Here is a 22,370-nt window from a genome sequence, read left to right as displayed (position 1 = left end):
GCGGCGGCCGAGCGGGTTCCACGCTAGCTCCCGGGTCCGACAACCGTGACGGTCGCGGTGGAGGCGAGCGGCCCGACCAGCACGGCCCAGCCTAGCCGAACAGGTGTTCGATCAACCACAGGAACACGCCATCGAGTGATCGTGGACCGCGCCGCCGCTCCCGAACCCGCCGGCCCGGTGCGCTCGGCCGGCCACCGCCTCCCGCTCGCGTCCCCCACGGGATGCGTCGTCACCCGGACGGGCGGACACTGGGGGCAGCCACCACTGCCTGGCGCTGTCCGCGCACGTCATGAGGAGGCCGCCGTGAGAATGAGCCAGTACCTTCCGGCCAACCACCCCCTGAGCAAGGTGTACCGGCTCGGAGCCGCGCTCGTCGGAGTGGTGATCATCGTGTTCGGTGTCCTCGGCCTGGTGAACCGACTACCGCTGTTCACCACGGAGGGCCAGGACTTCCTGGGACTGTCCAACAACGGGCTGTTGTCGCTGATCTCCCTCGTGGTGGGCGCCGTGCTCATCGGCGCCGCGGTGCGCGGCGGAGCGGTGGCGTCCACGACCACGGCGGTCATCGGGGCCCTGTTCCTGCTGTCCGGGCTGTTGAACCTGGCGGTGCTCAACACCTCGCTGAACCTGCTGGCGTTCAAGATCCCGAACGTCCTCTTCAGCGTCGTGTGCGGGATCCTGCTGCTCTCGCTCGGGCTCTACGGTCGGCTCAGCGGCGGTCTCCCCGAGGACAACCCGTACGTCCGCGCCCGCCACCACGAGCCGCCGAACGCCGACCACTCGAGCGAGATCGCGGCCGATCGCCACCGCCTCGCCCAGATCGACGAGATCGCCAGGGCCGAGGCCGCCCTGGCCAACGGGCACGCCTCCCCCGAGCAGGAGGCGATGGTGCGCGAGGACTCGCGGCACCGGGCCGAGGAGGCCCGACGGGAGGCCTACTCGCACTACCTCGAACACGAACGGGTCGAACGGCAGCGGTTGCTCCGATACGGGCCGCACCGCACCGGCCGACACCGGGCCGGGCTGACCTGACGGAGGTCCGCCGGAGCGGTCAACGGCGCTCCGGCGGCACGTCGAAGGCGTCGCACACCGCCCGCCACGCCTCACGGGGGTTGACGCCGGCTTCGAGCGCGTCGTCGACGGTGCGGCCCCCGAGGGCCGACAGGACGTGGTCGCGGGCCAGCATCTCGGCACGGATCCGGCCGAACTCCTCGGCCATCTGCCTGCGGAAGACGGTGTGTCTCATCCAGCCCAGGTTACCGCCGGGCCAGGTCCTCCCCCCGGGACCGGGTGACGGACCGGACGAACACGACGGATCTGACTTCCCGCCCGGCGGCGGCTAGCCTGGAGGCCGTGTTGGCACTGTTCCAGGGAGACCCGACCGGCCTGTCCTCTCCGGTGACGCAGTTGCTCCTCATCGGGGCGCTCGTCACCTCGATCACGCTCGCCGCCCGGTGGTGGTGGCAGCAGCGCAAGCGCTGACCCACCGCCGGGGATCCCACCCCCAACGCCGGGTGTGGCGCGCCACCGAGCCTCAGGTGTGCCGCAACGAGACGACGACGGCCGTGACCAGCAGCGGCAGCGTGGCGATCCCGACGAGGACGCCGAGCATCGCGAAGGACGCCGTGCTCACGACCAGACCCGCGACGACAGCGCCCACCACCCCCGACATGTTCATCATCGTGTCGGACAGCCCCTGGAGCAGGGGGCGGAACTCGCGCCTGGTGGCCTGGGTCAGCGCGAGCGACGCCGACACCAGCAGCGCCGACCAGCCCATCCCGAGCACGGTCAGCCCCGCCGCGAGCTGGGGCGCCTCGTGGTCCGGTGCCATGCCCGACAGGCCCACCCCGGCGACCAGCATCGCCGCCCCCAGCCCCAGCACCGGCACCGCGCCGTGCCGGTCCACCAGCCAGCCGAAGAGCGGGCTGAACGCGTACATCCCCAGGAAGTGGGAGCTCAACACCGCTCCGACCCCGCTCAGGGAGGCACCGCCGTGGTAGAGGTGCACCGGGGTCATCGTCATCATCGCGGTCATCGCGCCGTGCGCCGCGACGACGGCGCCGAGGGCCAACAACCCTTCGGTGGGCAGCCTCCGGAGCTCGACCACCCAGTCCGCCGCGCGTGGCCGCGAGCTGACGCGCACCCCTCCGCTCCCCTGTCCCCCACCCTCGGGTAGGGGACGCACCCCCGCCGGGAGGGAGTCGGGCCGCAGCCAGCGGAGCACTCCGAGCCCCGCCAGGGCGAAGGTCACGGCGACCAGCAGGAAGGGGCCGGCGTCACTGGGCAGGCCGCCGGCGGCGGCCGCGTTCTCGCCGAGGACGGCGAGGTTGGGTCCCACCACCACGCCGCCCGCGGTCGCGAAGACCATGACGGACAGTCGCCGACCTCCGCTGCCGGGTGACGCGGTACCGCCGGGGTCGACGACCGCGTAGCGGGCGGCGAAGTTCGCCGCCGTTCCCGCCCCGAGCAGGAGCATGGCCCCCACCAGGAGCGGCCAACTGCCCACTCCGACGGCGAGCGCGGCCACCACCGCCCCGAGCGTTCCCACCCCGTACCCGGTGGACAGCGACCACCGGCGTCCGCGCCGCGTCGCCATCCGCCCCAACGGCAACGCGATGAGCGCTGCCCCCAGCAGGGTGGTGGCCTGCGCCAGCCCCGCCAACGCCTCGGACTCGGCGAGCCGCAGCGTGGCGACGCCACTCGTGGTCACCCCGATGGCGACCCCGACCCCGGAGAGGATCTGGGTGACCACGAGCACGACCAGAATCCGCCGATCGGCGGGCACGGCTCCTCCTTCGTCGCCGCCGAGCGAAAAACCCTGATGACAGCTCATCAGCCCGCACCACCCGCCATCGACCGACACACGACTACCGACCGCACCCGGGGGATGAGGTGGTACTACTCGATCGTGTCAGCGGCCGTGAGCTGGGAACACGTCCGGCTGTGCGAAGCGGTGGGGCCAGCCGAGGGATCACCCGGAGCGGCGGCGACTACTCCGAGCGACCACGACCGTCGATGGTGGGGACCACTGCCGGCGGACCGGCGGGTCAGGGCTCCAACCCTGGTTGAACGTGGTCCTCGAAGTAGTCGGCGAGCACGTCCGCCGACAGTGTTCCCGGGTCGGCGCTGGAGGTGAGCAGCACACCGACCACCGGGCGGTCGTCGACGGTGAACACGAGCCGACCGACCGACTCCTCGACGGTGGCCCGGTAGCGCCCGCTCAGGCCGTTGCCCGTCCAGTCCGCCTGGACCAGGTCCCCGTCGGAGCCGCCGAGCCAGAGCGTGGCGGTGTTCTCGGCGTCCTCGGTGGAGGGCGCGTGGTTGTAGGCGAGGGTGTGGCTCCGCGTCCCCTCGGCGAACCGGCAGGTCACCAGGACCCCGTCCGGCTGGCCCTCGTCGGTCCCGCTCCCGGGTTCGCACCGGCCCGGGTGGTCGTCGGGTACGGAGCCCGCCAGTTGGCGCATGCACTCGGTGAACCCGTCGTCGTCAACGGGACCGGGCTGGTGGCAGTCGGCGGCCGAGGGCAGGTCCTCGCCCCTGGTGAGGACGACGGCGGCGGTGGCTCCGCCGACCACGGCCACCACGGCACCCAGCGCGAGGAGGACGGTGCCCCGGCCACGACGTCTCGGGGGCGGTGGTGCGCCCAACGGAGGGGGCGGCCCGGGGAGTCCCGGCCCGACGGGACCGACGGGACCGGCCGGCGGTGGGACGGGGAAGCCACCGGTGGGCGGGCCCAGTCCCGGGGCCGGGTGGGGAGCGGTCGGGAGACCCGTGCTGGCGGGTGGGGCGACGGGTGGGGGCGCGGAGGCCTGCCCGGCGGGGCGGACGCGGAGGGCTGGTGCCTCGGTGCCCGGCACGTCCCGGGCACCGAGGGCGACGGCTGTCTCCGGCTGGTCGAGGCTGACCGGCAGGACGCCGGTCCACTCGGTGATGAGGGTGGCGACGAGCGGGATACGGCTGGATCCTCCGACCAGGTAGATCCCGGCGAGCTCACCGGCGGTGTGCCCGCTGGCTGTCACGGTGTCGACGAGCACGGTCGCGCTGCGCAGGAGGTTGGCCCGCATCAACGCGTCGAGTTCCGCCCTGGTGACGAGGACGTCCGGGAAGGGCTCCGGGAGCGGGACCTCGGTCTGGGAATGCCGCGACAGCGCCTCCTTCGCCGCCCGGACGTCCTCCCGGAGCATCCGCTGGGCTCGTCGGTCGGACGTCGTCCCGGGGCGCAGCAGCCGCTGCCACCGCGCCGGTTCCTGATGGGAGACCTGGCTCCCGACGTGGTCGAGCAGCACCTGGTCCACGTCGAGACCACCGAGGTTGGGCAGCCCGTTCTCGGCGAGGACGACGAACCCGTCCTCGGTCGCCGCCACCACCGCGCAGTCGAAGGTCCCCGCCCCCAGGTCGTAGACGGCGAGCGCCTGCCCCGATGCGAGCGAACGACCGGGGAACGAGGTGAAGTGCGCGGCGGCGGCCACGGGCTCCGGGACCAGCACCAGCCGGCACGTGAAGCCGGCGAGCCGGGCCGCCGAGAGCAACACCGTCCGCCGGTTGGTGCCCCACCTCGCCGGATGCGTGAGCCGCACCTCGTCGAGCTCCTCCCCGCCGAGTTGGCGGCTGGCCTCCTCCGCCACCCTGCGCAGCACCGCGGCCAACGCGTCGGTGACGGTGACGACGGTCGTGCCCAGCAGGAGGGTGCCCTCGTCGACCCGCCGTTTGGGGTTGGGTTCGAACCGGGCCGGGTCGAGCCGGGCGCGGCGCTCGGCGTCCCGTCCGACCACGAGTGCCCCGTCCTCGTCCGCGTACACGGCGGAGGGCATGGTGGCGGAACCGTCGAGTTCGACGACCCTCGGTTCCCGGCCGTGCGCCGAGAGCACGGCGACCGTGTTCGAGGTGCCGAGGTCCACGGACAGGACTCGCACTGCGACTCTCCTCGGGGTTCCAGCCGGTCCAGCGCGGGCTGGTCCGCGTCTGGTCACCCACCCCCTGAGATCACTCGACCAGGGGACGGATCGGGCTCATGCTGCCATGTCACGAGCCGTCCCCGGGGCTGGTGGCCGGGATTCGCGCTCCACGGGTGCCGTGCCCGCTCCCCGCGCCGGACCCCCGGTCCAGGGGTGCTGGTGTCGGTCGGGTCGGTCAGGATGGCAGCGTGCGCGACGGCGAGGACGGAACGACCCGGGGGGCCAGCGGCGGACCGGGCGGGAGGGCGGACGTGCTGGACGTCTTCTCCCCGGCGACGGCCGGCTGGTTCCGCGCCGCGTTCGCCACCCCCACCTCGGCGCAACGGGAAGCGTGGACGGCGATCTCCCGGGGGGAGCACACGCTCGTCGTCGCCCCGACCGGTTCCGGGAAGACCCTGGCCGCCTTCCTGTGGGCATTGGACACGCTGGCCACCTCGCCTGGCACCGCCGACGAGGGGGCGGCCTGCCGGGTGCTCTACGTGTCGCCGCTGAAGGCGCTGGCCGTGGACGTGGAACGCAACCTGCGCACCCCGCTGGCCGGGATCGGGCAGACGGCCCGCCGGTTGGGTCAGGACCCACCGGAGATCAGGGTGGGCACCCGGACCGGGGACACGCCGCAGGCGGAGCGGCGGGCCTTCGCGCGCCGTCCCCCCGACGTGCTGGTCACCACCCCGGAGTCCCTGTTCCTGCTGCTCACCTCGCAGGCCCGGGAGTCGCTGCGCGGCGTCACCACGGTCATCCTCGACGAGGTGCACGCCCTGGCTGGTTCGAAGCGCGGCGCCCACCTGGCGCTGTCCCTGGAACGCCTCGACGAGCTGCTCCCGGAACCGGCGCAGCGCATCGGCCTCTCCGCGACGGTCCGGCCCACCGAGGAGGTGGCGGCCTTCCTGGCGGGCGGGCGGCCGGTCCAGGTGGTCACGCCCGGCGACCCGAAACGGATCACGGTGACGGTCGAGGTGCCGGTCGCCGACATGACCGAGCTCGACGGCGGCGGACCAGCCCCGGCTGGCCGCTCCACCCCCGAGGCGGGGGAAGCCGGCCCGGTGGAGGGTTTTCCCGGGCTGGGGGACGACTACCCCGGCGCCGGTGACGTCCGGGCCGCGGGGCCGGTCCGCGGCACCTCCATCTGGCCCTCGGTGGAACGGCGGGTCCTGGACCTGGTGGAGGAGCACCGATCGACGATCGTGTTCACGAACTCCCGACGGCTCGCCGAGAGGTTGACGGCGCGGCTCAACGAACTCGCGGCGGACCGCGCGGCGGAGGCGGGCGGTCCGGTCGAGCCCCAGCCCACGACCCCGGTGTTCCCCGCCGAGGCGGTGGGCGGGTCCGGGATCACCGGCGGGGCACCACCGACGGTGGCCCGCGCGCACCACGGGTCGATGTCGAAGGAGCAGCGGGCCGGGGTGGAGGAGGACCTGAAGGCGGGGCGGCTGCCGTGCGTGGTGGCCACCAGCTCGTTGGAGTTGGGCATCGACATGGGCGCCGTCGATCTGGTCGTCCAGGTGGAGGCGCCGCCGAGCGTCGCGTCCGGCATGCAGCGGGTGGGGCGGGCCGGCCACCAGGTGGGGGCCGTCTCCGAGGGCGTGGTGTTCCCGAAGTTCCGGGGTGACCTGGTCTCGTGCGCGGTGGTCGCCGAGCGGATGCGGGCGGGGCTGATCGAGGCTCTGCGGTATCCGCGCAACCCGCTGGACGTGCTGGCCCAGCAGGTGGTGGCGATGGTGGCGATGGAGCCGTGGACCGTCGAGGCGCTGGCCGGTGTGGTGCGCCGTGCCGCCCCGTTCTCCGCGCTCCCGGACTCCGCCCTGCACGCCGTGCTGGACATGCTCGCCGGCCGGTACCCGAGCGAGGAGTTCGGCGAGTTGCGGCCGCGGATCGTGTGGGACCGCGTCCACGGCGAGCTCCGGGGACGGCCCGGCGCGGGGAGACTGGCCGTGACCTCCGGCGGCACGATCCCCGATCGGGGGCTGTTCACCGTCACCACCCCGCCCAGCGAGGACGGCAGCGGGTCGAGGGTGGGCGAACTGGACGAGGAGATGGTCTACGAGTCCCGGGTGGGCGACACGTTCCTGCTCGGGACCTCCGCGTGGCGGGTGGAGGACATCACCCACGACCGGGTGATCGTGGTGCCCGCGCCGGGCCAGCCGGCCCGGATGCCGTTCTGGAAGGGCGACACGCCCGGTCGCCCCCTGGAGCTGGGGCGGGCGATCGGCTCCTTCGTCCGGGAACTCGGGGCGGCCGGAGAGGTGGGGGCCAGGCGGCGGGCCACCGAGGCGGGGCTGGACGGGTGGGCCGTGGACAACCTGCTCGCCTACCTCCGTGAACAGCGGGAGGCCACCGGGCACGTACCGGACGACCGCACCGTCGTCGTGGAACGGTTCCGCACCGAGCTCGGCGACTGGCAGCTGGTGGTGCACTCCCCCTTCGGAGGTCAGGTCAACGCGCCCTGGGCACTGGCGATCGGCGCCCGACTGCGGGAGAGGTACGGCACGGACGCCCAGATCGCGCACTCCGACGACGGCATCGTGCTCCGGGTCGTGGACGCGGTCACCGAGGACGGCGCCGAGGTCCTGCCCACCGCGGAGGACGTCCTGTTCGACCCGGCCGAGATCGACGACGTCGTCCGGACGGAGGTGAGTGGTTCGGCCCTGTTCGCCGCCCGGTTCCGGGAGTGCGCCGCGCGGTCGCTGTTGCTGCCGCGCCGTGACCCCCGTCGCCGCACCCCCTTGTGGCAGCAACGCCAGCGGGCCGCCCAGCTGCTGGGGGTGGCGTCGGCGTACGAGCGGTTCCCCGTCGTGCTGGAGACCATGCGGGAGTGCCTGCGGGACGTCTACGACCTGCCGGGGCTGACCGATCTGCTGACGGGTGTGCGCGACCGGCGGATCCGGGTCGTGGAGGTGGAGACGCCCTCGGCGTCGCCGTTCGCCCGCAGCCTCCTCTTCGGGTACGTCGGCATGTTCCTGTACGAGACGGACGCCCCGCTGGCGGACCGGCGCGCCGCCGCGTTGAGCCTGGACTCCGGTCTGCTCGCGGAGCTCCTCGGGTCGGAGGCGATCCGGGAGCTGCTGGACCCGGAGGTCCTGGCCGAGGTCGAGGCGACCCTGGCGCGCACCGCGCCGGACCGCCACGTGCGCGACGTCGAGCAGACCGCCGACCTGGTGCGGGCGTTGGGCGACCTGACGGAGGCGGAGGCCGCCGCCCGGGGTGCCCGGCCCGAGTGGCTGCGGGAGTTGGAGGAGCAGCGGCGGGTGATCCGGGTGCGCCTCGCCGGGGAGGAACGGTTCGCCCCGGTGGAGGACGCGGGCCGCCTCCGGGACGGCCTGGGTGTCGCGCTGCCCGTCGGGATCCCGACCGCCTTCACCGAACCGGTGGCCGATCCGGTCGGCGACCTGTTGTCCCGCTACGCGCGGACCAGGGGTCCGTTCACCGCGCTCGCGGCCGCGACCCGGTTCGGGCTGGGGGTGGCGGTGGTGACGGGGGTGTTGGAGCGCCTGGTCGGCACGGGCCGCCTGGTGCGGGGCGAGCTGCGCCCGGTCTCGCTCGAACCGCCGGACGCGGGCGGCTACGGCCAACCAACCGAGTACTGCGACGCTGAGGTGCTCCGCCGGTTGCGCAGGGCGTCGCTGGCGCGGCTGCGCGCGGAGGTCGAGCCGGTGGAACCGGCCGCGTTGGGGCGCTTCCTCCCGCACTGGCACGGCATCTCCAGCCGACCGGGTCGGCGGCCAGCCGGCGCCGAGGACGTGCTGGCCGTCGTGGAGCAACTGGCGGGGGTGCCGGTGCCGGCCAGCGCCGTGGAGTCCCTGATCCTGCCCGCGCGGCTGCCCGGTTACGTCCCCGCCCTGTTGGACGAGCTGACGGCCTCGGGCGAGGTCACGTGGTGTGGCGCCGGTGCGTTGGCTGGTGGTGACGGCTGGGTCGCGTTGGCACCCACTGAGATCGCGGACCTGGTGTTGCCACCGGTCGCCGAGGAACCGCCCGACGCTCCGGCGCACCGGGCGCTGCTGTCCGCCCTGTCGGGGGGCGGGTTGTTCTTCCGGCAGGTGGCGGACCGGGCGGCGGAGATCCTGCTCGCCGAGGGAGAACCGCTGCCCGACGAGGCCACCCTGGTCTCGGCCCTGTGGGACCTGGTGTGGGCGGGGTTGGTGGGCAACGACACCCTGGCGCCGGTGCGCGCCCTGGTGTCCGGTGGCGGGGCCCGGCACCGGCAGCGGCGACGGGCTCCCCGTGGCCGGTACGCCTCCCTCCGGGCCGGCCTGGCCGGCTCCTCGGTGCCGGCCAGGCCCGGACTGCCCTCCCGCTCGGGGCCCCCTTCGGTGGGGGGCCGGTGGGCACCGGTGCCGGTCAGGGAGGCCGATCCGACTCGTCGGGCCCATGCGAGGGCGGAGGTGCTGTTGGAACGCCATGGCGTCCTGACCAGGGGGGCGCTGGACACCGAGCGGATGCCGGGCGGTTTCGGGGGCATCTACCGGGTGCTGCGCGCGATGGAGGAGGCGGGCCGGTGCCGGCGGGGTTACGTGGTGGAAGGGCTGGGAGCGGCGCAGTTCGCGGTTCCCGGCGCCATCGACCGGTTGCGCTCCTTCTCCCGTCCTGCCGGGGAGGAGCCCGCCGACCGGTCCGTCGTCGTGCTCGCCGCCACGGACCCGGCGCAGCCGCACGGCGCGGCTCTTCCGTGGCCGTCCGTCGTCGGGGAGGGCAGGCACCGGCCAGGGCGCAAGGCCGGGGCCCTGGTCGTGCTCGTCGACGGGGTGGCCACGCTCTACCTGGAGCGGGGTGGGCGGTCGCTGTTGGCCTTCACCGAGGACGAGTTCCCGCTGCGGGCCGCGGCGGGTGGCCTGGCCGGGGCGGTCCGCGCCGGCTGGTTGGACCAGGTGACCGTGTCACGGGCGGGAGGTGAGGCCCCCTGGGGTACCCGGCTCGCCGATCTCCTCGGGGAGGCCGGTTTCCGGGCCACGCCCCAGGGGATGCGGTTGCGGGGCTGACCGGCGGGCGTTCCGCGCCGGGAGCGTGGTGGCCAGTGGGAGTGGCCGTTCCGGCTCCGCCGCCCGGCCGGTTCCGGCCAGCGTCGGGAGCGGCGCACCACGTTGCTCCGGACGGCCCTGTCCCGCCCCCCTGCCCCCGGCGCATGGTTGATGCCGCTACCCGCGACATCCGGGACCGGCCGCCGGGCGGCCCGCGCCGGCCCGGCGGGGCCGCCCGGCGCGACGACGCGCCCCGGCGGTCGCGGTGGTCACACAGCGCAGTTCCCGTCCCGTTCCCGTCCTGTCCGACCCAGGAGGTCACGAACGTGCCCACACAGCGGAACGCTACGCTGCACCCACGGAAACAGCAGCTCACGACACTTTTTCACGCAACGATCCAGCGCTCCCCCAGCAGGGTCGCCCCGATGACGAACCCGGGCACCGGGAGTGATCGGTCGCGGCGCGTCGCCGGCACCGGGAGCCGCATCTGGGGGAGACGATGAGCGTCATCGGCGACGACGGTTGGCACCTCGCCAGGGCGGGCACCGGAAATGCCGCCCAGGGTCCACAGGGTCAACTGCTCACGACCACGATCAGCCAGGAGATCTGCGGAGCCAGCCAGCTCGGCGCCGGCCTCGTGCACATGCCCCCCGGGCACCACTCGCGGGCCCACCTGCACCGGGACGCGGAGTTGATCGTCCACGTGATCGAGGGCAACGCCGTGACACTGCTGGGCGAACGCCTCGAACGGGTGGTCTTCCACGATCCCGGCGACACCCTCTTCATCGCTCCCGGCGTGCCCCACGCGGCCGTCAACCTGTCCCGCTCGCATCCGATCCGAGCGATCGAGGTTCGCGGGGACCAGTGCTTCAACGCGGACGTCGTTCCGCTCCCCGAGCTCGACGAGATCGTCGGCCGCGCGGCCACCCGGCTCCAGGACGAGTTCGCCGGGGACGCCCGTCCCACCGAACGGTGAGCTGACCGACCACCTCGCGGGGCCACCGCCTCGGCGGCGTCCCTCGGTGGGACTCCGAGGGCGCCGCGGCGGGGTCAGACCGCCCGCACCCCGTCGAGGGCACCGTGCGGGTCCAGCACGTACTTGCGGCTGGCGCCCCGGTCGAACTCGGCGTAGCCGCGCGGTGCGTCGTCCAGCGGGATCGGGGTGGCGTTCACCGCCTTCGCGATGTGCACCCGGTCGTGCAAGATCGCCATCGCCAGTTGGCGGTGGTACCTCATGACCGGGCACTGCCCGGTGTGCAGGGTGTGGCTCTTGGCCCAGCCGAGCCCGAGGCGGATGCGCAGCGAGCCGTGCCGTGCCTCGCTGTCGACGCCGCCGGGGTCCTCGGTGACGTAGAGACCCGGGATGCCGAGGCTGCCGCCCGCCCTCGTGACCTCCATGACCGAGTTCAGCACGGTGGCCGGTGCCTCACCCGCTCCCGCTTCCTGCGCCTTCGCCTCGAAGCCCACCGCGTCGATCGCCGAGTCGACCTCGGGGACGCCGAGGAGCTCGGCGATCCTTTCGCCGAGTCCACCCTGGGTGAGGTCCACGGTCTCGCACCCGAAGCCGCGGGCCTGCGCCAGGCGCTCGGCGTTGAGGTCCCCGACGATGACGACGGCCGCGCCGAGCAACCGCGCGGACGCGGCGGCGGCGAGGCCGACCGGACCCGCACCGGCGACGTACACCGTGCTGCCCACACCCACGCCCGCGGTCACCGCTCCGTGGAAACCCGTGGGGAAGATGTCGGAGAGCATGGTCAGGTCCAGGAGCTTCGCCAGGGCCTGGTCCCGGTCGCGGAAACGCAGCAGGTTGAAGTCGGCGTAGGGCACCATCACGTACTCGGCCTGCCCCCCGACCCATCCCCCCATGTCCACGTAGCCGTAGGCGCCTCCAGGGCGGGCGGGGTTGACGTTCAGGCAGATGCCCGTCTGGCGTTCCTTGCAGTTGCGGCACCGCCCGCAGGCGATGTTGAAGGGGACCGAGACGATGTCGCCCGGTTGGACGAACTCCACGTCCCGGCCGGCCTCGATCACCTCGCCCGTGATCTCGTGACCGAGCACCAGGTCACGGGGGGCGGTGGTCCGACCTCGGACCATGTGCTGGTCGCTGCCGCAGATGTTGGTCGCCAGGACCTTGAGCACCACGCCGTGCTGGCACTGGCGGCCCACGTTCGCGGGGTCCACCCCGGGGCCGTCACGCAGTTCGAGAGCGGGGAAGTCGATGTCCTGCACCTCGACCTGGCCGGGTCCGACGTAGGCGACCGCTCTGTTCGCACTCATCGTTCTCGCCTCCAACCATGCGGTGGAAGGGGGGCGGCGGAACCACCTCCCGCCCTCCAGTGTCCGCCGAGGAGCCGGGTGCGGAGGCGGGCTGGTTCGTTCGCCCGCGTCGTCGGGCCGCCACCGACGAGTCGCGAACAGCGACCCACGAGTAGTCCGAAATATCGGACACCGCGCTTGGCGACCATCTACGGTAAGCGTTTTCAGCGGGCTGGTCAAGGGCGGGCCCTCGGCTGGTGAACCAGGTACGCGAGGGAGACACCGGGACGTTGACCAGGGAAACGAGCCTGATTACCGTATCCGAAATATCGTATGACGTCCGTAGAAACTCCGCATCAACTCGGATACCGACGCTCCCCGTTCCGCTCCAACACCGCCGGCGGGACCTCCCTCCCCCGGCTCCGCCAGCTCGAGGTCAACGTCGACGGAGGTGGCACCTCGCATGCCCGGCACAGCACACGGAGGCCCCACCCTCGCGGTGATCGCCAGGGAGGCAGGGGTCTCCGTACCCACGGTCTCGAAGGTCGTCAACGGGCGCGAGGACGTCGCCCCGCATACCCGGCGGCGGGTCAGCGAGGTCCTGGAACGTCGCGGCTACATGCGCCGTCCGGTGGTCCGCGCTCCCCGGGACGGGGTCGGAGGCCCCATCGACGTGGTCATCCACGGCCTGGGCGCCTCGTGGGCGACGACGATCCTGAGCGGGGTGGAGGACGCCGCCTACCGGGTGGGGCTGGACATCGTCGTCTCGGCCGCCCGGACCGGCACCGGGCATACCGGCCGGGGCTGGTTGGACCGGGTGGCCGACCGGGGGACCGCCGGTGTGCTGCTCGTCCTCGTCGAACCCACGCCCTCGCAACGGGAGTGGCTGCGCCACCACCGCATCCCCTACGTCGTGCTCGACCCCGTGTCCGTACCGCCACCGGGTGTCCCCTCCGTGGGAGCGACCAACTGGGCTGGTGGTGTCAGCGCGACCGAACACCTGCTGCGGGCGGGTCACCGGCGCATCGCCGTGGTCAGCGGGCCCGAGGACAGGCTGTGCGGCCAGGCCAGGCTGGCGGGCTACCGGTCGGCGATGGCGGCGGCGGGGTTGCCCGTCCTCCCCGAGCTGATCGCCGTGGGTGACTTCACCCTGGAGAGCGGGCGACGGCGGGCCGGCGACCTGCTCGACCTCCCCGAACCACCGACCGCCGTGTTCGCCTGCACGGACCAGATGGCGCTGGGCGTCTGCGACGCGGCCCGGGAACGGGGGCTGACCGTACCCGAGGACCTCAGCGTGGTGGGTTTCGACGACCTGCCCGAGGCCAGGTGGGCACGACCGGCGCTGACCACCGTGCGCCAGCCGCTGAACGAGATGGCCTCGGCGGCCATCGGCCTGCTGGTGCGCCTGATGCGGGGCGAGACCGCCGAGGCGGACCGCATCGAACTGTCCACCTGCCTGGTGGAACGCGCGAGCACCTCGGCCCCGTCCCTCGGTTTCCCGGCTCCTCGCCGGGGAACCCCGACGGGATGATGGTTTCGGTACTGCGGGGCGCGGCGGCCGGCGCTGCCGGGACGACCGCGCTGAACGGCGTCACGTACCTGGACATGGTCCTGCGTGGACGCGGCCCCAGCTCGGCGCCTGAGGAGACGGCGGAAAGGCTGCTCGGCCACGCCGGGGTGGCCGTGCCAGGGAGGCCGGCGAACCGCCGCGACCGCCTCAGCGGTGCCGGCGCCCTGCTGGGGATCCTGACCGGAGTCGCGGTGGGTGCCGCCGCCGGCGCGGCGCGCCGGTTCGGCTGGCGACCATCCCGCACGACCGCCGTCCTGACGACCACGGCGGCGGCCATGACCGCCTCGGACGTCCCGATGGCCGCCCTCGGGGTGTCCGATCCCCGCCGCTGGCGCCCGCGCGACTGGGCGAGCGACGTGCTCCCGCACCTGGCCTTCGGCCTGGCGACCACCTGGACGCTCGACGCCACGTCCCGGGCCTGACCACCGCGCGGCGCGCGGGCCGGCACCAGACACGACCGTGACGACCCGTCAGGAGGGTGCACCCGACATGGCAGACCAGACATTCCGCCACGAACTCGCCCAACAGCTCCGGGTTGACTCGGTGCGTTCCAGCGCCGCCGCCGGGTCTGGCCACCCGACCTCGTCCATGTCGGCGGCCGACCTGATGGCCGTCCTGCTCGACGGCTACCTGCGGCTCGACTTCACCGACCCCGGCAACCCCCACAACGACCACCTCGTCTTCTCCAAGGGTCACGCGTCCCCGCTGTACTACTCGCTGCTCAAGGCCGCCGGAGCCATCGACGACGAGGAGCTGCTGTCCTTCCGGGAGTTCGGGAGCAGGCTCGAGGGCCACCCGACACCGCGCATCCCGCCGACCGACGTGGCCACCGGCTCCCTGGGCCAGGGGCTCCCGGTCGCGGTGGGGCTCGCCCTGGCGGGGGCGCGGTTGGACCGGCTGCCCTACCGCGTGTGGGCGCTGTGCGGTGACTCGGAGATGGCGGAGGGCTCGGTGTGGGAGGCGTTCCAGCACGCCGCCTGGTACGGCCTCGACAACCTGACCGTGCTGGTCGACGTCAACCGGCTGGGGCAGACCGGGGAGACGATGCTCGGCTGGGACATGGACGGGTACGCGGCCCGCGCTCGCGCCTTCGGCTGGCACGCCGTCGTCGTGGACGGCCACGATCTCGCGGCCGTGGACGAGGCGTTCGCCGAGGCGGTGGCCACCACCGGGCGTCCCACCGCCGTCCTCGCGCGCACGGAGAAGGGCCACGGCGTCCGGGCGGTGGCTGACCAGCCCGGACGGCACGGCAAGCCCCTCGACGATCCGGAGGGTGCCGTGCGGGAACTGGGCGGTGAGCGGAACCTCGGCGTCCGGGTCGCGGCCCCGGAGAACACCGGGACTCCGCACCGCTTCCCCGTCGGGGAGGCGACCCCACCTCGGTGGGAGGTGGGGGAGGAGGTCGCGACGAGGCTCGCCTACGGGGAGGCGCTGACGGCTCTCGGCGCGGCCAGGGGCGACGTCGTCGCGCTCGACGGCGAGGTCTCCAACTCCACCCATTCCGAGCTGTTCGCCCGCGCGCATCCCGACCGCTACTTCGAGATGTTCATCGCCGAGCAGCAGATGATCGCCGCCGCCGTGGGGATGCAGGCTCGGAACTGGGTGCCGTTCGCCTCCACCTTCGGCGCTTTCCTCAGCCGGGCGTACGACTTCGTCCGCATGGCCGCGGTCTCGCGGGCCGACCTGCGGCTCTGCGGCTCGCACGCCGGCGTCTCCATCGGGGAGGACGGTCCCTCGCAGATGGCGCTGGAGGACATGGCCGCGCTGCGAGCCGTCCACGGGAGCGCCGTCCTCCACCCCTCCGACGCCAACCAGGCAGCCCGCCTGGTGGAGGCGATGGCCGACCGCCCCGGCATCAGCTACCTGCGCACCCTGCGTGGGAAGACACCGGTGCGGACGCCGCCGGACGAGGAGGTCAGCATCGGCGGTAGTCGGGTGGTCAGGGCCACCGACCACGACGATCTGACGATCGTCGCCTGCGGTGTCACCGTCGACGAGGCCGAACGGGCCGCCGACGTGCTGGAAGCCGAGGGCGTGCTCGCCAAGGTCATCGACTGCTACTCGGTGAAGCCGATCGACACGGTCACCCTGGCCGCGGCGGCATCGGAGAGCAGGGCGGTGATCACGGTGGAGGACCACTGGCCGGAAGGCGGGCTGGGCGAGGCGGTCCTCAGCGCACTGGCGGGAGTGGCCGACCGGCCACCGGTCCGCGTTCTCGGTGTGCGCGACATGCCGGTCTCCGGCAGTCCGGCGGAGCTGACGCACGCCGCGGCCATCGACGCGGACGCCGTCGTCGCGGCGGCACGTCACCTGCTCCGCAACCCGAGCCCCACCGTCGTGGGCTGACCGCCCTGAGCGCGGGGCCCCTCAGCCGCTCCGCCTGCCGACGAGTGCCTCCGCCACGCCGATCAGCAGCACCGACGCGACGACCGCGGCGATGAAGCCGAGGATGTTGAGTTCGAAGATGTCGCCGGTGCCCAGCAGGCTGGCGATGGTGCCGCCGATGACCGAGCCCACCAGTCCGAGTCCGAGGGTGGCCAACAACCCGAGGTTCTGCCTGCCCGGCTTCACGAGCCGGGCGAGGGCTCCGATGATGAGGCCCGCCACCAGGAAACCGATCATGGTCCGCTCCGTCCCACGTCCTCGCGTCACGTGACGTGCCGCTCCTGCGGGAGCAACGGACCACGACCACGTCTGGTTCCGCCCGGACCCCTGCTCGGACGGAACCGCGCCACCAGGAGGGGCACCCGGGAGTCGGGCGGGAGGACCACCGGGGCCCTCGGCCCGGGGCCGGCCCGCCGAGGTCGCCCCTGCCCGGCCTCGGGCGGCCCGTGACGGGCGAGGGAGGTCCCGGTGGCCACCGCCGGGGCGCGTTCCCGCCCTGGGCGGACGCCACCCCCGGTGTCCGGCGATTAGCCGGGGTGGGCGGCGGGAACCCCGAGGGCATGGGCAAACAGATGGAAGGCGACAACACCCAACGCCGGAACCGGGCCCGCCAGGCCAGGGCCGAGGGCACCACGCCGAGTCATGCCCAGGTCACCTTGGGGGCGTCCAAGGCATCGGAGCACCTGCCGCACCACACCGGGCACGCGGAGCGGCAGCGGTCCCCCGAACGGGGGAAGCAACGCAGTGAGGTGGACCGGGGCCTCCGCAAGCGCGCCCGCTGACCCGCTCCCCCGGAGGTCGCGGCGGAACCCGGGGCTGGTCGTGGTCACGGCCCGGTTCGGACTACTCGGCGGCAGGAACTGCGGCGACCGCCTCGACCTCCACGAGTTGGTCGTCGTAGCCCAGGACCGCCACCCCGAGCAGCGTGCTCGGCGGGTCGTGCTGGTGTTCGGCGAAGGAGTCCCGCACCACCTCCCAGGCGGTCACCAGGTCCTCCTGCCGAGTGGAGGCCACGTAGACGGTGGTGCGCACGACGTCGGCGAGCCCGGCTCCGGCCTCGCCGAGGGCGGTGACGAGGTTCGCCATCACCCGCCGGGCCTGCCCGGCGTAGTCGCCGACGGCCACGGTGCGGCCCTCGGCGTCGAGCGGGCAGGCGCCCGCCGTGTAGATCAGTTCGGTTCCTGGAGCGACGGTCGTGGAGTAGGCGTACTCGGCCACGTCGGAGAGGGTGGACGAGCGGTTCAGGCGCAGGTGTGCTGGCACGGGCGAACCCTAACCGCCCCGGCGCGGCTACCGCGACCGGATTTCGCCCGAACCGGACCTCCGACGCGGATCGGCGTCCCCCCGCGCGGCGAAGGCCACCCGGGCGGCGCCGAGGAGGCCGCCGTCGCGCGAGACCTCACCCGCACGCACCAGGAGCCCCCGGAGGAAGGGCAGGCGGGCGTAGCCCGCCAGGTGCTCGCGCAGCGGGGCGAACAGCAGCGGCCCGGCCTGGGCCACGCCGCCTCCCACCACCGCGACCCGTACCTCCGTCAACGCGGCGGCGGACACGATGCCGGCGGCGAGGGCGCGAGCGGCGCGGTCGAAGGCCGCGACCGGGATCGGCTCGCCGGACCGCGCCGCTCCGGCGAGGTCCTGGGCGGTGGCCGTCCCCGGTCCGGACCACCCCTGGTCCCGGGCCCAACGCACCATGGACGGCCCGCTGGCGATCGACTCGACGCAGCCGACCGAGCCGCAGGCACAGGGGTCGCCGTCCACGTCCACCACGACGTGCCCCAGGTGGCCGGCATTGCCCGAGGGGCCGGGGAGCAGTCGCCCTCCCGAGACCAGCCCGCCGCCGACTCCGGTCGACACCACCAGGCAGATCGCGTCGTCGAACCCTCGAGCGGCCCCGAGCCAGTGCTCCGCGGCCGCGTAGGCCGGGCCGTCCCCGCACAGCAGGACCGGGCGGCGGCCGCCGAGCAGTGACCGCACCCGGTCGACCAGGGGGAACCGCCGCCAGGCCGGGATGTTGACCGGGCTGACCGCTCCCTCCGCCAGGTGGACCGGCGCGGCGCTGCCGATTCCGACGACCTCCACCCTGTCGGCGTCCGGAAGCGCGAGCAGCCGCCGCACCAGTCGCTCCACCGCCTGGAAGACGTCGTCGGCGTCGGCCCCGGCCCCCGGGGTGTCCTCCCGGTCGGTGGCGAGTACCGCGCCGTCGCCGGTCACCAGGCCACCGGCGATCTTGGTCCCTCCGACGTCGAGCGCCAGCGCCACCTCCCCGCCGCCGTGCCGGTCCCCGTCCGCGACGAGCAGCGTGTCCCCCACCGTTGTCGCCTCCTCGCTCGCGGCCTCCGGACACGCCCCGTCGCCCTCGGGAAGGCCGTTGACATCGTTGTCGGTTCCGGTTCGCCCCCTGCCCTCCGGCGACGGCCCGGGGCCGGAACGCGACCGAGCCTAGGGAGGCCCGACGGGAACCGGCAAGGCGTCCGCCGGACCCGGTGGCGGACCCGGCGGACGCTGGGGCGGCCGGCACGCCTCCCCGGGTGTGGCCCCGCCGGGCGGGGGAAGCACGCCGCGGCCCTCCGGGAGGGTCGGCGGCCGGTGGGGCGGGGGCGGTGGTCGGTCACCGTGGCGGTCACCGCCGGCGGACGGAGGGGTCACCACCACCCTCCGTGCACCGGGCACAGGGGACGGTGGCGGTCGACCAGCGTCCACCCTGGACATCCCGGTCCACCGGCACCGCCTTGACCGGCCAAGACTCGCGCCCGTACGCTGGTCGCGGGATACGGTTCCGTTCCTTGGGTGGCGCTGTCGAGCGCGACGCGGCCACAGGGGGTCATCACATGTCGCAGCGTGCCGTCGTGTCGGCAACCCTGGTCGACGTCGCGAAGGCGGCGGGCGTGTCCTTGGCGACCGCGTCCAGGGTCCTCAGCGGAAGCCCCCGCAAGGTCCGGGAGGACCTGCGGGAGAGCGTGGTGCGCGCCGCCCACGAGCTGAACTACACGGCGAACGCCCAGGCCCAGGCGATGGCCCGGGGACGCACCGACGTCGTCGGGTTGATCGTGCACGACATCGCCGACCCCTACTTCTCCTCCATCGCCGCCGGGGTGATGCGCAGCGCGGAGGAGAATCAGCTGATCGTGACGATGTCGAGCACGATGCGGCGCCCGGAACGGGAGATCCAGTACCTCTCCGCGCTCCGGGGCCAACGCGCCAGGGCGGTGGTCCTGGCCGGCAGCCGGGTGACCGACCGGGGCCTGGTGGAGCGGCTCTCCGCCGAGCTGGAGAAGTTCCAGGCCATCGGTGGGCGCGTCGCGCTGGTCAGCCAGCCCCGCCTCCAGGTCGACACCGTGGTGTTGGAGAACCGCGCGGGTGCTCGCTCGCTGGCCGGGGCGCTGCACGAACGCGGTTACCGCCGGTTCGCGGTGCTCGCCGGTCCTCGCAACCTCGTCACGGCCCGCGACAGGCTGACCGGGTTCCGGGAAGGCCTCACCAGGGTCGGGGCGCCGCTCGCTCCCGACCACGTGATCCACGGCGACTTCACCCGCGACGGCGGGTACTCGGCAGCCGAGGAACTCCTCGCCACCAGGGCAGAGGTCGACTGCGTCTTCGCGGTCAACGACGTGATGGCCGTCGGCGCGATGGTCGCGCTCCGGGACCACGGTGTGCGCCTCCCGATCGAGGTCGGGGTGGCCGGTTTCGACGACATCGCCACCCTCCGCGACGTGACCCCGGCGCTGACCACCGTCCGGGTGCCCCTGGAGCGGCTCGGCGCCACGGCCGTGGACCTGGTGCTCGACGAGCAGCAGACGGACCGGCCGCGGGTTCGACGGGTACGTGGCGAGGTCGTCCTGCGGGACAGCACCCCACCCCGGTCGGTGGGCTGACCCCTTCCCGCCACGAGGGCCCTCGCCCGGTGCCGGGACACGACCGGCGCGGTGCCACCCCACGCACCGCCCGCCGCTGGAGCCGGGGACCGGTCGGCGGCCTCGGGCCTCCCACCGGGGGCGAGGAGCGACCGGGCACTGGGCGGCCGGGCCGGTGAGCGTTGTCCGACCGTCGGCCCCGGGTTACGGTCCCCCCGTTGTCCCACTTGACGATCGAAGGGTGCCGATGAGAGCCGAAGCCGTCTCCGACCCCGTGACCCACCACGGCGAGGGGCCCGTCTGGAACCCCGCGACTGGCCGACTCCACTTCGTGGACATGCTCGCCGGCGACGTCCTGACCCTGGCGGCCGACGGCGGGATCACCCGGACGAGGGTGGGCTCGGTCGCGGCGGTGGTCCGCCCGAACCGGTCGGGTGGTCTCGTGCTGGCCATCGACCGGGGGTTCGCCGTGCTGCCCGAAGGGGCGGACGAACCGTCGCGCCTGCCCGAGCTGTGGTCGGACCCGGGAGTGCGGATGAACGAGGGGGGCTGTGACCCGCAGGGGCGTTTCTACGCCGGCTCGATGGCCTTCGACGCCACACCGGAACGGGGCACGCTGTGGCGTCTGGACCCGGACGGCGGCACGCACCGGGTGCTCACCCCGGTGACGATCTCGAACGGGTTGGTGTGGAGCCCGGACGGCCAGCTCGTGTACTACGTCGACACGCCCACCGGCCGGGTCGACGTCTTCGACTTCGACGCCGCCCGAGGTGAGTTCCTGAACCGCCGGCCGCTGGTCGAGATCCCGGAGGAGCACGGGTCGCCGGACGGCATGGCGATCGACGCCCACGGCCGGTTGTGGGTGGCGATGTGGGGCGGGTCGGCGGTGCGTTGCTACTCGCCGGAGGGCGAGCTGGAGGCCGTCGTCGAGGTCCCGGTCCGCCAGGTGACGGCCTGCGCCTTCGGCGGCCCGGACCTCGACCAGTTGTACGTCACCACCTCCCGCGACGGGCTGGCGGACCCGGAACCGGCCGCTGGCGCGCTCCACCTCGCCGACACCGGGGTCCGAGGCCTGCCCGTCCACTCCTTCGCGGGCCTCGACGAGGGTGTCCTGCCGGGCTGAGGGCGGTCGGCACCCGGGGGCGTGGGCGGTGGCCAGGAGGGGCACCGCCCACGCCTCCCGCTCAGCCGGCGGTGTCCCGCTTCTCCCAGCCCTCCTTGAACAGGTTGAAGTTGGCCTGCTGGCGCGGGTGTTCGGCCACCGCGTCCAGATCCAGTTCCACGCCGAGACCGGGCCCGGTGGGCAGGGCGAAGTAGCCGTCCACCACCTCGGGGTTGCCCGGCGCGACCTGCTTGACGAAGGAGTCGGCGAAGTCGTTGAAGTGTTCCTGGATCTTGAAGTTGGTGGTGCAGGCCGCCAGGTGCAGGTTCGCGGCGGTGAGCACCGCTCCACCGACGTTGTGCGGGGCGATGAGCACGTGGTGCGTCTCCGCGGTGGCGGCGAGCTTCTTGGTCTCCAGGATCCCGCCGAAGTGGGAGATGTCCGGCTGCACGATGTCGGCGGCCTGGAGCGCGAACAGCTGGCGGAACTCGTGGCGGGTGTGCAACCGCTCGCCCGTGGCCACCGGGGCGTTGGCCCGCGCGGCGAACTTGGCGAGCGACTCGATGTCGTCCGGCGGGACCGGCTCCTCCAACCAGGCCGGGTCGTAGGGCTCGAGGAGCCGGGCGAGCCGGGAGGCGGTGGCGGCCGTGAAGCGGCCGTGCATCTCGACCAGCAGTTCCACGTCCGGGCCGACGGCGTCGCGGACGGCCTCGACCAGGGAGACCGACCGCATCGTCTCGGCGTGGTCGAGTTCCATGGTCCCGGGGCCGAACGGGTCGAACTTGAGCGCCCGGTACCCGCGCTCCACCACGGTCCTCGCCGCGGCGTGGAACTCCTCGGGGGAACGCTCGACGGTGTACCAGCCGTTGGCGTAGGCCTTGATCCGGTCGCGCACGGCTCCACCCAGCAACCGGTAGACGGGCTGGCCGAGGGCCTTGCCGACGATGTCCCAGCACGCCATCTCGACGCAGGCGATACCGGACATCACGATCTCGCCGGCCCGCCCGTAGTCCAGGTTGTACATCCGGTGGACCAGGGACTCGATGTCGAAGGGGTTGGAGCCCACCACGTGGTTCGGCGCGGCCTCGGTGAGGTAGCCGATGAGCGCGTCGGTGTGGTTGAGCATCCGGGCCTCGCCGACGCCGGTGAGGCCCTCGTCGGTCTCGACCACCACGTAGGTGAGGTTACGCCACGGCGTGCCCAGTACCACGGTGCGAATGTTGGAGATCTTCACTGTGCCGTCCCTGTCATCCTTGCCGTCCTTGTCATGGGGTTCACCCCGCCGTCCGCGCCTGC

The 22,370-nt window shown here is 73.6% G+C and carries 18 protein-coding genes; 10 read left to right on the top strand and 8 right to left on the bottom strand.

Annotated features, from left to right (window positions below):
* Positions 1–309 precede the first annotated feature (309 nt).
* Positions 310–1,032: a DUF4383 domain-containing protein gene (locus tag ACOJVX_RS05910; RefSeq protein ID WP_026418286.1), complete on the top strand. Its 723-nt coding sequence runs from the start codon at positions 310–312 to the stop codon at positions 1,030–1,032.
* Positions 1,033–1,051: 19 nt separating this feature from the next.
* Here ACOJVX_RS05910 and ACOJVX_RS05905 read toward each other — a convergent pair whose 3' ends face one another.
* Positions 1,052–1,246, bottom strand: coding sequence for a DUF3046 domain-containing protein (locus ACOJVX_RS05905; protein ID WP_026418285.1), 195 nt, complete (start codon positions 1,244–1,246; stop codon positions 1,052–1,054).
* A gap of 107 nt (positions 1,247–1,353) precedes the next feature.
* On the opposite strand from ACOJVX_RS05905, the gene ACOJVX_RS05900 reads away from it, so the two are divergent.
* Complete coding sequence (locus ACOJVX_RS05900; RefSeq protein ID WP_269808353.1) at positions 1,354–1,482, top strand: hypothetical protein; 129 nt, start codon at positions 1,354–1,356, stop codon at positions 1,480–1,482.
* 52 nt (positions 1,483–1,534) lie between these two features.
* Here the strand turns inward: ACOJVX_RS05900 and ACOJVX_RS05895 are convergent, their stop codons facing one another.
* Positions 1,535–2,785 carry an MFS transporter gene (locus ACOJVX_RS05895; RefSeq protein ID WP_422647311.1) on the bottom strand — a complete coding sequence of 417 codons (1,251 nt, stop codon included), beginning with the start codon at positions 2,783–2,785 and terminating at the stop codon, positions 1,535–1,537.
* A 262-nt stretch (positions 2,786–3,047) separates the two neighbouring features.
* Complete coding sequence (locus ACOJVX_RS05890) at positions 3,048–4,913, bottom strand: Hsp70 family protein (RefSeq protein ID WP_422647310.1); 1,866 nt, start codon at positions 4,911–4,913, stop codon at positions 3,048–3,050.
* A gap of 293 nt (positions 4,914–5,206) precedes the next feature.
* Between ACOJVX_RS05890 and ACOJVX_RS05885 the strand changes: the two genes are divergently transcribed.
* Entirely contained in the window at positions 5,207–9,931 is a 4,725-nt protein-coding gene (locus ACOJVX_RS05885) for an Lhr family helicase (protein WP_422647571.1), read from the top strand.
* A 478-nt stretch (positions 9,932–10,409) separates the two neighbouring features.
* Positions 10,410–10,886 (top strand): cupin domain-containing protein, encoded by a 477-nt coding sequence (locus tag ACOJVX_RS05880; protein ID WP_418153830.1) that lies wholly within the window; start codon positions 10,410–10,412, stop codon positions 10,884–10,886.
* Between the two features lie 74 nt (positions 10,887–10,960).
* Here ACOJVX_RS05880 and fdhA read toward each other — a convergent pair whose 3' ends face one another.
* Positions 10,961–12,187 carry a formaldehyde dehydrogenase, glutathione-independent gene (gene fdhA / locus ACOJVX_RS05875; RefSeq protein ID WP_026418281.1) on the bottom strand — a complete coding sequence of 409 codons (1,227 nt, stop codon included), beginning with the start codon at positions 12,185–12,187 and terminating at the stop codon, positions 10,961–10,963.
* Positions 12,188–12,629: 442 nt separating this feature from the next.
* On the opposite strand from fdhA, the gene ACOJVX_RS05870 reads away from it, so the two are divergent.
* From ACOJVX_RS05870 to ACOJVX_RS05860, 3 genes are all read left to right on the top strand, one after another.
* Positions 12,630–13,697, top strand: a complete 1,068-nt coding sequence (locus ACOJVX_RS05870) for a LacI family DNA-binding transcriptional regulator (RefSeq protein WP_103055628.1) — start codon at positions 12,630–12,632, stop codon at positions 13,695–13,697.
* The gene (locus tag ACOJVX_RS05865; RefSeq protein ID WP_026418280.1) at positions 13,694–14,158 is read left to right on the top strand and encodes a hypothetical protein; all 465 of its coding nucleotides are present in this window, start codon (positions 13,694–13,696) and stop codon (positions 14,156–14,158) included. Before ACOJVX_RS05870 ends, ACOJVX_RS05865 begins: the two co-directional genes overlap by 4 nt.
* 67 nt (positions 14,159–14,225) lie before the next feature.
* The gene (locus tag ACOJVX_RS05860; RefSeq protein ID WP_422647309.1) at positions 14,226–16,082 is read left to right on the top strand and encodes a transketolase; all 1,857 of its coding nucleotides are present in this window, start codon (positions 14,226–14,228) and stop codon (positions 16,080–16,082) included.
* Between the two features lie 21 nt (positions 16,083–16,103).
* Here the strand turns inward: ACOJVX_RS05860 and ACOJVX_RS05855 are convergent, their stop codons facing one another.
* Positions 16,104–16,358 carry a GlsB/YeaQ/YmgE family stress response membrane protein gene (locus tag ACOJVX_RS05855; protein WP_026418278.1) on the bottom strand — a complete coding sequence of 85 codons (255 nt, stop codon included), beginning with the start codon at positions 16,356–16,358 and terminating at the stop codon, positions 16,104–16,106.
* 323 nt (positions 16,359–16,681) lie between these two features.
* Between ACOJVX_RS05855 and ACOJVX_RS05850 the strand changes: the two genes are divergently transcribed.
* Positions 16,682–16,903, top strand: coding sequence for a hypothetical protein (locus ACOJVX_RS05850; protein WP_155886085.1), 222 nt, complete (start codon positions 16,682–16,684; stop codon positions 16,901–16,903).
* Positions 16,904–16,964: 61 nt separating this feature from the next.
* Here ACOJVX_RS05850 and ACOJVX_RS05845 read toward each other — a convergent pair whose 3' ends face one another.
* Together ACOJVX_RS05845 and ACOJVX_RS05840 are read right to left on the bottom strand one after the other, a co-directional pair.
* On the bottom strand, positions 16,965–17,384 hold the full coding sequence (locus tag ACOJVX_RS05845) for a RidA family protein (protein WP_418153828.1): 420 nt from the start codon (positions 17,382–17,384) through the stop codon (positions 16,965–16,967).
* Positions 17,385–17,411: 27 nt separating this feature from the next.
* On the bottom strand, positions 17,412–18,431 hold the full coding sequence (locus tag ACOJVX_RS05840; RefSeq protein ID WP_418153826.1) for an ROK family protein: 1,020 nt from the start codon (positions 18,429–18,431) through the stop codon (positions 17,412–17,414).
* A 518-nt stretch (positions 18,432–18,949) separates the two neighbouring features.
* On the opposite strand from ACOJVX_RS05840, the gene ACOJVX_RS05835 reads away from it, so the two are divergent.
* A complete protein-coding gene (locus ACOJVX_RS05835) occupies positions 18,950–19,993 on the top strand; it encodes a LacI family DNA-binding transcriptional regulator (protein WP_026418276.1) in 1,044 nt (347 codons plus the stop codon).
* A gap of 226 nt (positions 19,994–20,219) precedes the next feature.
* Positions 20,220–21,095, top strand: a complete 876-nt coding sequence (locus tag ACOJVX_RS05830) for an SMP-30/gluconolactonase/LRE family protein (RefSeq protein WP_030103883.1) — start codon at positions 20,220–20,222, stop codon at positions 21,093–21,095.
* Between the two features lie 61 nt (positions 21,096–21,156).
* Here the strand turns inward: ACOJVX_RS05830 and ACOJVX_RS05825 are convergent, their stop codons facing one another.
* Positions 21,157–22,308 carry a mandelate racemase/muconate lactonizing enzyme family protein gene (locus ACOJVX_RS05825; protein WP_422647308.1) on the bottom strand — a complete coding sequence of 384 codons (1,152 nt, stop codon included), beginning with the start codon at positions 22,306–22,308 and terminating at the stop codon, positions 21,157–21,159.
* Positions 22,309–22,370: the final 62 nt, after the last annotated feature.

Source organism: Actinoalloteichus caeruleus (genome assembly GCF_049311605.1).
Taxonomy (GTDB): Bacteria; Actinomycetota; Actinomycetes; order Mycobacteriales; family Pseudonocardiaceae; genus Actinoalloteichus_B; species Actinoalloteichus_B caeruleus.
The sequence above is the reverse complement of the archived record's forward strand: the minus strand, read 5'-3'. Positions and strand labels throughout refer to the sequence as shown.